Annotated in this window: 10 protein-coding genes; 6 read left to right on the top strand and 4 right to left on the bottom strand. The window is 46.1% G+C overall.

Going from position 1 to position 10,988, the window contains the following annotated elements; all coding sequences use genetic code 11:
• Positions 1-405: 405 nt before the first annotated feature.
• The 3 genes from gcvP to B5D26_RS01325 form a co-directional block, all read right to left on the bottom strand.
• Complete coding sequence (gene gcvP / locus B5D26_RS01335) at positions 406-3,285, bottom strand: aminomethyl-transferring glycine dehydrogenase (protein WP_078743875.1); 2,880 nt, start codon at positions 3,283-3,285, stop codon at positions 406-408.
• 135 nt (positions 3,286-3,420) lie between these two features.
• Positions 3,421-3,813 (bottom strand): glycine cleavage system protein GcvH, encoded by a 393-nt coding sequence (gene gcvH / locus B5D26_RS01330; RefSeq protein ID WP_078743874.1) that lies wholly within the window; start codon positions 3,811-3,813, stop codon positions 3,421-3,423.
• Positions 3,814-3,981: 168 nt separating this feature from the next.
• Positions 3,982-5,412 carry an L-serine ammonia-lyase gene (locus tag B5D26_RS01325; RefSeq protein ID WP_078743873.1) on the bottom strand — a complete coding sequence of 477 codons (1,431 nt, stop codon included), beginning with the start codon at positions 5,410-5,412 and terminating at the stop codon, positions 3,982-3,984.
• 335 nt (positions 5,413-5,747) lie between these two features.
• On the opposite strand from B5D26_RS01325, the gene B5D26_RS01320 reads away from it, so the two are divergent.
• A complete protein-coding gene (locus tag B5D26_RS01320; protein ID WP_078743872.1) occupies positions 5,748-6,380 on the top strand; it encodes a helix-turn-helix domain-containing protein in 633 nt (210 codons plus the stop codon).
• Between the two features lie 201 nt (positions 6,381-6,581).
• Positions 6,582-7,709, top strand: coding sequence for a glycine cleavage system aminomethyltransferase GcvT (gcvT, locus tag B5D26_RS01315; protein ID WP_078743871.1), 1,128 nt, complete (start codon positions 6,582-6,584; stop codon positions 7,707-7,709).
• 92 nt (positions 7,710-7,801) lie between these two features.
• Here gcvT and B5D26_RS01310 read toward each other — a convergent pair whose 3' ends face one another.
• Entirely contained in the window at positions 7,802-8,329 is a 528-nt protein-coding gene (locus B5D26_RS01310) for a hypothetical protein (RefSeq protein ID WP_078743870.1), read from the bottom strand.
• Between the two features lie 450 nt (positions 8,330-8,779).
• Here B5D26_RS01310 and folE point away from each other — a divergent pair, with 450 nt between their 5' ends.
• The 4 genes from folE to B5D26_RS01290 are packed head-to-tail and all read left to right on the top strand — an operon-like array spanning position 8,780 to position 10,906.
• The gene (gene folE / locus B5D26_RS01305) at positions 8,780-9,334 is read left to right on the top strand and encodes a GTP cyclohydrolase I FolE (protein ID WP_078743869.1); all 555 of its coding nucleotides are present in this window, start codon (positions 8,780-8,782) and stop codon (positions 9,332-9,334) included.
• A 3-nt stretch (positions 9,335-9,337) separates the two neighbouring features.
• Complete coding sequence (locus B5D26_RS01300) at positions 9,338-9,676, top strand: thioredoxin family protein (RefSeq protein ID WP_078743868.1); 339 nt, start codon at positions 9,338-9,340, stop codon at positions 9,674-9,676.
• Between the two features lie 10 nt (positions 9,677-9,686).
• On the top strand, positions 9,687-10,148 hold the full coding sequence (locus B5D26_RS01295; RefSeq protein ID WP_078743867.1) for a hypothetical protein: 462 nt from the start codon (positions 9,687-9,689) through the stop codon (positions 10,146-10,148).
• 11 nt (positions 10,149-10,159) lie between these two features.
• The gene (locus tag B5D26_RS01290) at positions 10,160-10,906 is read left to right on the top strand and encodes a TIGR04219 family outer membrane beta-barrel protein (RefSeq protein ID WP_078743866.1); all 747 of its coding nucleotides are present in this window, start codon (positions 10,160-10,162) and stop codon (positions 10,904-10,906) included.
• The last annotated feature ends 82 nt before the right edge of the window (positions 10,907-10,988 follow it).

The following is a 10,988-nucleotide window of genomic DNA, read 5'->3' as shown; positions in this document are numbered from 1 at the left end:
ATGCCCCATTGAAGTAATTAGTGAAGTGATGGCGAAAGAATATAATACCACCACATTAGTTCAGTAGCGTGTTGCACTCAGAGTCTGCAACCGCCCCTTGACCATTGCGATTGACTCTGGATATTGTATTGATTAATGAACTATTTTATATGATATTTAAAATTGCTATCTTAGCTTTATGTAATAATAAATCATCGGTTTTTTGATGGGATTGTGAAATAGATCGCAAATAAACTCTAATAAGGTTATGGCTAAATAACCGAGTCATGGGGTTGTTCATAAATGATTTTATTTAGCCATGATATGCATCAATTTATAGGTGGGTCATCAGGGTAAATACCACCCATAAAAAAAGCGAACCCGAAGGCTCGCTTTTGGTATTCCGCTTAAAACCTATCCAAACACTTAGTCTTGGTAAGTCTCAATACTTGGGCATGAGCAAACAAAGTTACGATCACCGTATACGTTGTCAACACGATTGACCGTTGGCCAGTATTTGCTCGCACGGGTGTGTGCGGTTGGGAATACGGCTTCTTCACGGCTGTATGGGCGATCCCATTCACCGATCAGGTCAACTTGTGAGTGCGGTGCATTCACCAGTGGGTTGTTTTCTAGCGGCCATTCGCCGCTTTCTACTTTTGCCACTTCTGCTTTGATTTTGATCATTGCTTCAATAAAGCGGTCTAGCTCTACCTTAGGCTCAGATTCCGTTGGCTCAATCATCAGTGTGCCCGCAACTGGGAACGACATGGTTGGCGCATGGAAACCGTAATCCATTAGGCGTTTGGCGATATCTTCTTCTGAGATACCAGACGCTGCTTTGATTGGACGAATATCAATGATGCATTCGTGTGCCACTTTCTTGTTGCGGCCACGGTACAAAATTGGGTAGTCAGCAGACAGTTTTTCTGCGATGTAGTTGGCGTTTAAAATCGCCACCTCAGTAGCACGTTTCAGGCCGTTTTTGCCCAACATGCGGTTGTACATCCAAGTGATTGGCAAAATAGCCGCAGAGCCGTAAGGGGCTGCGGATACTGCACCAACGCCTTGTTCAAGACCTTCCACTGAATTCACAACGTGGTTAGACAGGAATGGAGCAAGGTGTGCTTTAACACCGATAGGTCCCATGCCTGGGCCGCCACCACCATGTGGAATTGCGAAGGTTTTGTGTAGGTTTAAGTGTGATACGTCTGAACCGATTAGACCTGGTTTAGAGATGCCCACCTGTGCGTTCATGTTCGCACCGTCCATATACACCTGACCACCAAACTTATGAATGATGTCACAGATCTCGACGATGTTTTCTTCGTAAACACCGTGAGTAGACGGATAGGTGATCATCAGTGCCGATAGGTTAGCCGCATGCTCTTCTGCTTTTGCAGCTAGGTCTGCGCTGTCAACGTTGCCGTTTTCATCACACTTGGTCACGATAATCTTCATGCCCATCATGGCCGCAGTGGCAGGGTTGGTGCCGTGTGCAGATGATGGAATCAAGCAGATGTTGCGATGACCTTCGCCAATCGACTCTTGGTACTTACGAATGGCCAATAGACCTGCGTACTCACCAGAAGCACCTGAGTTAGGCTGTAGAGAGATCTTGTCGTAACCCGTGATTTCAACCAGTTGCTCTTCTAGCTGACGGATCATTTCAAAGTAACCCGGTACTTGGTCTTTAGGTGCAAACGGGTGGATGTCTGCAAACTCCGGCCATGTAACTGGGATCATCTCTGCGGTGGCGTTCAGTTTCATGGTGCAAGAGCCTAGTGGAATCATGCCATGAACCAGAGAGTAATCTTTGTTTTCTAGGGTTTTCATATAACGCAGCATTTCAGTTTCTGAGTGGTGCGTGTTGAAAACAGGGTGGCTTAGGATCGCATCTTCGCGACGCATGTCAGCTTTGATGCCAGTTTCTGCGCCTGCGATAATTTGTGCGTCTATTGCTGCAACGTCTAGGCCGTGATCGGCACCTAGAATGATGTCGAACAGTTGTGCAACATCAGCAGGGGTTGTGGTTTCATCTAAGCTAACACCCAGCTTACCGCCTTCTGCTTGGCGTAAGTTACAGCCGTTGTCTAATGCGCGTTGATAAACCGCTGCATCGGCTGAGAAGGTTAGGGTGTCGAAGTAGGTGTCGTTGGTGGTTACACCTTTGGCGTTTAAGCCAATTGCTAAAATCGCTGTTAAACGGTGGGTGCGCTCTGCGATACGCTTTAGGCCTTCTGCACCATGATAAACCGCATATAAACTTGCCATGTTGGCCAGTAGAGCTTGTGCAGTACAGATGTTAGAAGTCGCTTTCTCACGACGGATATGTTGCTCACGGGTTTGCATCGCCATACGTAGGGCTTGGTTGCCTTTCACGTCAACCGATACACCAATGATACGACCCGGAACAGAGCGTTTTAGCTCTTCATTGGCGGCAAAGTAAGCTGCATGTGGACCACCAAAACCCATTGGTACACCAAAACGCTGAGTGGTGCCCAGTACAACGTCAGCACCTAACTCGCCCGGTGATTTCAGCAGCACTAATGACAGCAGATCAGCGGCAACGGTAACCATTGCTTTTTGTGCTTTGGCCACTTCTACAACGGCTTTAATGTCAGTGATGTTACCGAACGTACCTGGATATTGTATCAGGGCGCCAAATACATCGTAGTTGCCTAGGTTTTGTGCTGCGTCGACCACCACGTCAAAACCGAAATATTCCGCACGGGTTTTGATCACGTCTAAGGTTTGTGGGTGTACGTCAGAGGCAACAAAGAACTGGTCGCTTTTTTTGCGGTTTGAGCGTTTGCACAAGGTCATCGCTTCTGCCGCAGCAGTGGCTTCGTCAAGCAAAGAGGCGTTAGCCAAGTCCATGCCAGTCAAGTCCATTACCATCTGTTGATAGTTCAGCAGTGACTCAAGACGACCCTGAGAAATTTCAGGTTGATAAGGGGTGTAGGCAGTGTACCAACCCGGGTTTTGTAACACGTTGCGCAAGATAACGTTAGGCACATGAGTGTTGTGGTAACCCATACCGATGTACGATTTGTTAATCTTGTTTTGGTCTGCTAGAGCTTTCAGCTCAGCCAGAGCTGCAACTTCAGAGATACCCGTGCTCATATCGAGCGCATCATCCAAGCGGATAGAACCCGGAACGGTTTGCTCGATTAGGTCTTGTAGCGAGCTTGCACCTAGGGTGCCAAGCATGACTTGCTGCTCTGCTGCATCAGGACCTACATGACGATGAGTGAAACCATCGTGTTGCTCAAGCTCACTCAATGTGCGCGTATCAACTGCCATTTTTATCAACCTGTGTATGAACGGCCTGTTAACAGTACCGTTTAAGATAAGGAGTTCCAGCAAAGCTGGAGTCAATCAAAAAGCGGGGTTTGATTGCCAATAACAAGCGGCTATTGGCAATCGGTCAGACGAAAACTACTCGTCTTCAGCAACACGTGCCGCATAACCTTCAGCGTCTAGCAGGTCGCTTAGATCAGCGTCATCTGCCAGTTTGATTTTAGCGATCCAACCATCTTCAAATGGGTGTTCGTTGATGGTTTCTGGCGCGCCTTCTAGCTCTTCGTTTACGGCGATGATTTCGCCTGTTACAGGAGAGTAAATATCAGAAGCGGCTTTAACCGACTCAACCAAAGAGAACTCTTCGCCTGCGTCTACGTGACGGCCAATTTCTGGTAGCTCAACAAACACAACGTCACCCAGTTGCTCTTGAGCGTGGTCAGTAATACCAACAGTTACAGTGCCATCGCCGTTGTCCAGAACCCACTCGTGAGAAGCGGCATACTTTAGGTTAGCTGGAATGTTACTCATCTTTACGTCCTCTATCTTATAAAAGGTTTATAGCGGCAGCTTTAAACTGAGCAGGCTGCACGCGGGTGATTATCTTTAAATGTTTACGGGACACAATGCCCAAGGGCGATTATTCCCTAATAAATCTGTAATTACTCAGCCGAACTTTATGCTTAGGCTGTAATGGGTTTAGCAGTTAACCACGTTAACAGCCAGTCCACCCATTGAGGTTTCTTTGTATTTATCTTGCATGTCTAGCCCCGTTTGACGCATGGTTTCGATCACGGAGTCTAGGGAGACGTGATGTTGCCCATCCCCACGTATTGCCAATCTTGCAGCGTTAATCGCTTTTACTGCCCCCATGGTGTTGCGCTCAATACAAGGCACTTGTACCAAGCCACCAATCGGGTCACAGGTTAAACCTAAGTTATGCTCCATGCCGATTTCGGCGGCATTTTCAATCTGTTCATTGGTGCCGCCCATCACAGCGCACAAAGCGCCTGCGGCCATTGAACAAGCCACGCCTATTTCGCCTTGGCAGCCCACTTCTGCGGCAGATATCGACGCATTTTCTTTATATAACATGCCAATCGCGCTAGCGGTGGCTAAGAAACGCACAATGCCCTCTTCAGAGGAGTTCAGAAAACGCACGTAGTAAGTCAATACAGCGGGAATAACCCCTGCGGCACCATTAGTCGGTGCGGTGACGACTCGGCCACCTGCGGCATTTTCTTCATTAACCGCCATTGCAAATAGGTTCACCCAGTCCATAACGGTTAACTGGTCTTTCAGTGCGTTTTCAGGTTTTTCCGTTAATTCTTTATGTAGTGCTGGCGCTCGGCGTTTAATTTTTAAACCGCCCGGTAGTACTCCGGTTTTAGAGCAACCCGCTCGCACACAGTTGTCCATAACTTGCCAGATATGCAGCAGCTTTTCCTTTATCTGCGCTTTAATCTGTTCTTCACTTGTACTTTGATCAGCCTGTTGCCATAGGGCTAACTCATTGGCTAGCATCATATCGGCAATCTGTTGACCTGACTTTTGCCCCTGCTCTAACAAGGCTTTTCCGCTATTAAATGGATAAGGCCGCACTTCTTTTTGAATGTTCAAACTGCTGGCTGAATCCAGTTCCGGTGCCGTTTTCATCTCTTGTTCACTCAGAACAAAACCGCCGCCAACGGAATAATACACCGCATCAAAGCAGACGATGCCAGCACTATCAAAAGCACTAAAACGCATGCCGTTAGGGTGTTCAGGTAAAGACTCTGCGTAATTAAATACTAGGTCTTTGTCCTCGTTAAACTGAATTTCAATCTCACCCGCCAGCTTCAACCTATGCTCTTGACGTATGGTTTGCACCAGTGGCTTAACTGTTTCAGGCTTAATCTGATCTGGCACTTCACCTGACAGACCCAGCAATACGGCTGTATCTGTTGCGTGACCAACCCCTGTCAATGCAAGCGAACCAAATAACTCGGTCTTCACTCGGCTGATTTGGCTGAGTAGCGCACGGTTTTCTAATTGTTCAATAAAACGACTCGCTGCAAGCATTGGCCCCACGGTATGAGAGCTAGAAGGCCCAATGCCGATTTTAAAAAGATCAAAAATACTTAACGACATACGGTTCTGACTCCGATCGCAATGGATAATTAGACAGGGTATTTTTTTGTAATTGTTGTAAGTCTAGGCCGCCCTACGGCATGCAGGCTGTATTGTTGAGTTGATCAATGCCCTATGGGCGAAAGCAGTACAGACTGTAAGCGATAGAGTGCTCTCTTCGGCACGCGCCAGACTATCAAATTGACTTTATAGTTAGCAATAAAAATTTCCAATAGGAAACTAAGGTTGCCTTATAAGGGAAAAGCGCTTTTGTGTCTTTAAAAGCCTATGCGCCTTGTGTACCATTCCCCTCCCGCTAGTCTGACTAGTTTGCCAGACAAAATTAAGGAAGCCCGATGCCTGACGAGCCGCATTTTTTACGTGAAGAGAAAATCCAGATTAATCGAGCTGAAGAGAATGCTGAGTCTTACGTAGAACCTCTCCAGCTAGGTAAGCGTGTGCGTGAAATCCGTCTGAGCCAAAACCTGACCTTAGAAGAAGCCAGCAAACTGACAGGGCTAGCACGCTCTACACTATCTAAAATCGAGAATGAACAGATCTCACCCACCTTCTCTGTGGTCAGTAAGTTAGTAAAAGGTTTGGGCATTGATATTCCACAGCTTTTTACTCAGCCTAAACGTAATGTAGGGGCAGTTGGGCGTAGAGATATTACTCGCAAAGGCGAAGGGAAACCTCATCCAACGTCTACCTATGAGCATGAATTATTAGGCACTCAGCTGACCAATAAAAAGATGATTCCTTACCGGACAGTGGTACGCGCCCGTTCTTTTGATGAATACCCTGAATGGGTGCGTCACGATGGTGAGGAATTACTTTATGTACTGAGTGGCTCGGTACTGTTATATACCGAGTTCTATGAGCCTATTGAACTGTTTGAAGGTGATTCTGCTTACTATGACTGTGCGATGGGGCACTCCTTGGTTTCCACCAGTGTTGAAGATGCCATTGTGCTCTGGGTAACCGCTTAAAATTTGGTTGCAAGCAGCTATAAACTTTTCTTGCATCAAGTTTCCTATTTCGTTAGCTTTGTTTCCAATAGGAAACACTGGTTGAGACTAACGGTCTTTGAGCTTTCCTCCAAGTGCTTTAAGTTATAAACCAATCTAACTCTTTTTTCCTCTGAACAGCTTGTGTGTTCAAAGGTTATTGTATTGATATGAGGTTCTCCAATGGCAGACGTGCAGGCTGATCTGAAACAAACTCCTTTATACAACCTTCACAAAGAGCTAGGTGCTCGTATGGTGCCTTTCGCAGGCTACGAGATGCCTGTTCAATATCCGCTGGGCGTGAAGAAAGAGCATATCCACACTCGTGAACAAGCCGGTTTGTTTGATGTGTCTCACATGGGGCAAGTGAAATTAACAGGTGAAAATGCCGCTAAAGCGTTAGAAGCACTAGTGCCTGTAGATATTATCGACCTGCCTGTTGGCAAACAGCGCTACGCTTTTTTCACCAATGAAAATGGCGGCATTATGGATGACCTGATGGTGACCAATTATGGTGACTGCATCTATGTTGTGGTGAACGCGGCCTGTAAAGAACAAGATATTGCTCATATGCGCGCAAACCTAGGGGATGATGTTCAACTTGAAGTGCTAGATGATGCTGCACTGGTTGCATTGCAAGGTCCAATGGCGGCAACCGCATTATCTCGCTTGGCACCAGAAGTAGCTGGCATGGTGTTTATGGATGCTAAAGCCGTTACGATTGATGGTGTTGAGTGTTTGGTTTCTCGCTCTGGTTACACAGGCGAAGATGGCTACGAAATTTCTATTCCTTCAGCAGAGGCTGAGCGCCTATGCCGCTTATTCTTGGCGCAGCCTGAAGTTGAGGCGATTGGCCTTGGTGCACGTGACTCTCTACGCCTTGAGTCTGGTTTATGCTTGTATGGTCATGACATTGATACAACGACCACACCACTAGAAGGCAGCCTGATTTGGGCGATTTCTAAAGCGCGTCGTGCAGAGGGTGAGCGCGCAGGTGGCTTCCCTGGTGCAGAGGTGATTCTATCTCAAATTGCCAACAAAAACTGGACACGTAAACGTGTTGGCTTGTTGGGCGAAGGCCGTGCACCAATTCGTGAAGGCGCAGAACTATTTGATGCAGAAGGCAATAAAATTGGTGTGGTGACCAGCGGTACTTTTGGTCCAAGCATTGATAAGCCTGTGGCAATGGGTTATGTCGCCACCGAGTTTAGTGCACTAGACACCCAAGTATTTGCCAGCGTGCGTGGCAAAATGCTACCTATGATCGTGGGGCGTATGCCATTTATTGAGCAGCGCTACTATCGTGGCTAAGCAATTAAAAGGTCGTTGATAAAAAAGAGCCTGCTTAAACAAGCAGGCTCTTTCTTTTCTATGTGTGCCTTTTACCTAGCTATCAGGTTTTGTTATTCAGCTGCGTCTTGATGCTGGCGACGCTGAATATTGACCTGCTCACTGTAATTGATGACCAATGCGATATTGGCATCAGCGGTGAGTTTCAAACGATAGTCTTGTCCTGTTACCAACTCCGCACTACTGCAGCTACCGTCAGTACAAACTTTCGTCAAGCCAAGCTTTGAATCACTCGCTAGAGCATTAGCCTGCATTGCACCATCATAAATGTGGCCGTCAGGTTGTACACAAAGTGCTCGGGTGACATTAATTTCTAGGCGCTTATTGTTGATAGTTGCATCGGCAGACATTAAGCAGCGCTCAGGTAAAGAGGCTTCCGTCTCAGTGCCGGTGGCTTTTAACAGTAGGTGAGAAACAGTTTCACCTTGAGCAATCGTTCTGTCGACCAGTACTTGTACCGTCAGAATAGTGTTTTCAGGTAGCTTATAACCTTGAGACACTTCAGTATTGTCAGCAAATGCAGGTAAACATGCGCCAAGAAGGGCCGCAGGTAGGGCAACAGATAGCAATTGTCGTTTCATAACTCACCGTTTTAAAAGGTACAGGAATCCATATCAAAAAGTGGCGATAACATTGACAGTCTGAGCAAAGAGGTCCCTGTGATTCCTCTTTACTTATTACCACCTACTACCACCGACTATTCAGATTTAGTTGGCAGTGTTGCACTACCAACAGTAAGCACGATCAGTTGGCAGATTTTATTTAGGCTTGCAAAACTTGCGCATTATAGCAGGTTTGATTCATTTATCAGGACACCGAATCTATTAGACTGGTGCATAATGGGCATTCATTCGCGGCAAAGATTATGCTTGACCATCTTAGTCAGGTAAAATGGACAAATTGTCGCACCCTACTGATCAGGCTGTTTGAGGTATAATTCAAAAGCTTGTCGCACAGAGGGTAAGCCTCGAAATGCATTGTATTAGAATATCCACATAAAACATGACTTTGACTAAATGTAAGGTAACTCAATGACTGAAAAACTGGCGAGCCTTTATGAAACCCTGCTGACAGAGGTGGGTGAAAACCCTAAGCGTGAAGGTTTATTAGATACTCCAGTGCGCGCCGCCAAAGCGATTAAATACCTAACAAAAGGCTATCAGCAAACATTGGAAGAAGTGACTAACAATGCGATATTTGAGTCTGAAGCTGACGAAATGGTAGTCGTTAAAGATATCGAACTGTACTCAATGTGCGAGCATCACTTGTTACCCTTTATTGGTAAATGTCACATCGCCTATCTACCCAACGGCAAAGTACTAGGTTTATCAAAGTTTGCGCGTATCGTTGACATGTATGCTCGTCGCTTTCAGATTCAAGAAAACCTTACCAAGCAGATTGCAGATGCTGTGATGCAAGTGACAGGTGCTCGAGGGGTTGCCGTGACAATCGAAGCTAAGCACATGTGCATGATGATGCGTGGTGTTGAGAAGCAAAACTCAAGCATGAAATCTTCAGTGATGCTTGGTGCTTTCCGTAACTCTGCTGCAACACGCCAAGAATATCTGACATTGATTTCAAACTAACTCATGCTAATCACTGTAGACGATTTAGATCAGCTGCCCGTTTCGACGGGCGCAGTATTTGTTTTATTTTCTACGCCAGACTGTGGTGTCTGCCAGTCTTTAAAACATAAACTCCCTATATGGGCTGCCACTTTGTCAGAACAGGTTCAATGTTATTACGTTGATTTAGTGCAGATGCCACAAGCTTGTGCTCGCTATCAAGTACTGACAGTGCCGACTCTAATATTTTGGCTAGATGGCATTGAGCTGGTGCGTCAACAGCGCCATATTAATTTTGCGTTGTTAATTGAACAGCTGTCCCGTTCAGTCGCACTATGGCAATCGACGACCCTATCTGAATAACAGGTGAACCATGCAAGGCGAAGTGATCAAGTTTGATACCGCAGAACAGCAAGGCACAATTCGTACAGAAACTGGTGAGGAGTACACTTTTGACTTGACCGGATGGCGTGGGCGGGGCTTACCTGATTCTGGTCTTTTGGTTAGCTTTGAAGCTAAAGCAGAGCAAGCCTACCAAGTATTTAACCTGCCTTCAGGACAGATGAAAGCTGCGGCTTATAAAAAAGTAGATGAGACTGAGATCCGCCCTGTGCAAACCTCTTTTTGGTCTATTATGGCCATTGGCACAGCTGCAATGTCGGTGCCGATGGGTTATTTTGTAGCTTTATTAGGGCTTCTCTTTGCCTTAATGGGTTTTAGAGAGGCACGCTTACAACCTGAGCGCTATAAAGGCAAAGGTTTGGCTTTAGCCGCTGGTGCATTGGCATTAGCGGTGCTGATATTAACTTTACTGGTAAATCCAGAGCAGCAATAAAAGGATTGAGTATGAAGCTTACAAAATTGGCCTCTGTGGCATTGTTATCTGCTGGCGTGTTGTCTGCTGCTGGAGCTCAGGCTGATATTGCCGGTGTATATGCAGGCACCTCTTTATGGCAGCCATCGTTATCTGGCTCTTTCAAAGCCGATTCTGATAGCAGCGCAAATAACAGCGATCTAGAAAGTACACTGGGCTTTGATGATAGCTCGGCTACTAGCCTGTTTATTGCGATTGAACACCCACTACCACTAATACCTAATATACGTATTGAACGTACTCATTTATCAGAAACAGCCACAACTAAGCAAAGCGGTACTTTTTTAGGTACAAACTACAGTACGAATAAAAAAGCCAAGTTAGACCTAAGCCATACCGATTGGACTGCTTATTATGAACTGTTAGATGGTTTAGGTTGGATGGCGTTTGATGTGGGCGTGACACTGCGTAACTTTGATGGTGAGTTTAAAGTCGATACTAAAAGCCTAGATTTAAACGCGCCTGTACCATTGGCTTACGGCAAGGCAGATTTCTTTATTCCTGCAACAAACTTCTCTGTTGGTGCTTTGGTGAACTACTTGGACATCGGTGGTGCAACGGTATTTGACCGTCGCTTTTATGCCGCTTATGAGTCTGACTTTATAATAGGCGCTGAGCTGGGCTACCGCAGTTTCTCTCTGGATCTGTCAGATGTAGATGATATTGACGCAGATCTTTCTATGAGTGGTTTTTACGCTGGTGCCACAGTACATTTCTAGATAAAGATGTGCGATATATAGATTGCTAAAACAAGGCCTTGATCACTGAATTCTAGTATCAAGGCCTTTTTGCTTATTCAGA

Origin of the sequence: Oceanospirillum multiglobuliferum (assembly GCF_900167095.1) — a bacterium.
Taxonomy (GTDB): domain Bacteria; phylum Pseudomonadota; class Gammaproteobacteria; order Pseudomonadales; family Halomonadaceae; genus Oceanospirillum; species Oceanospirillum multiglobuliferum.
Note: the sequence above shows the minus strand (reverse complement) of the source record. Positions and strands in the feature narration are given on the sequence as shown.

Excerpts from the sequence above, each read along its gene's own strand:
- B5D26_RS01290 (WP_078743866.1), top strand. The coding sequence starts at position 10,160 with ATGAAGCTTACAAAATTGGCCTCTGTGGCATTGTTATCTGCTGGCGTG.
- B5D26_RS01320 (WP_078743872.1), top strand. The coding sequence starts at position 5,748 with ATGCCTGACGAGCCGCATTTTTTACGTGAAGAGAAAATCCAGATTAAT.
- gcvP (WP_078743875.1), bottom strand. The coding sequence starts at position 3,285 with ATGGCAGTTGATACGCGCACATTGAGTGAGCTTGAGCAACACGATGGT.
- gcvT (WP_078743871.1), top strand. The coding sequence starts at position 6,582 with ATGGCAGACGTGCAGGCTGATCTGAAACAAACTCCTTTATACAACCTT.
- B5D26_RS01325 (WP_078743873.1), bottom strand. The coding sequence starts at position 5,412 with ATGTCGTTAAGTATTTTTGATCTTTTTAAAATCGGCATTGGGCCTTCT.
- B5D26_RS01300 (WP_078743868.1), top strand. The coding sequence starts at position 9,338 with ATGCTAATCACTGTAGACGATTTAGATCAGCTGCCCGTTTCGACGGGC.
- B5D26_RS01310 (WP_078743870.1), bottom strand. The coding sequence starts at position 8,329 with ATGAAACGACAATTGCTATCTGTTGCCCTACCTGCGGCCCTTCTTGGC.
- gcvH (WP_078743874.1), bottom strand. The coding sequence starts at position 3,813 with ATGAGTAACATTCCAGCTAACCTAAAGTATGCCGCTTCTCACGAGTGG.
- folE (WP_078743869.1), top strand. The coding sequence starts at position 8,780 with ATGACTGAAAAACTGGCGAGCCTTTATGAAACCCTGCTGACAGAGGTG.
- B5D26_RS01295 (WP_078743867.1), top strand. The coding sequence starts at position 9,687 with ATGCAAGGCGAAGTGATCAAGTTTGATACCGCAGAACAGCAAGGCACA.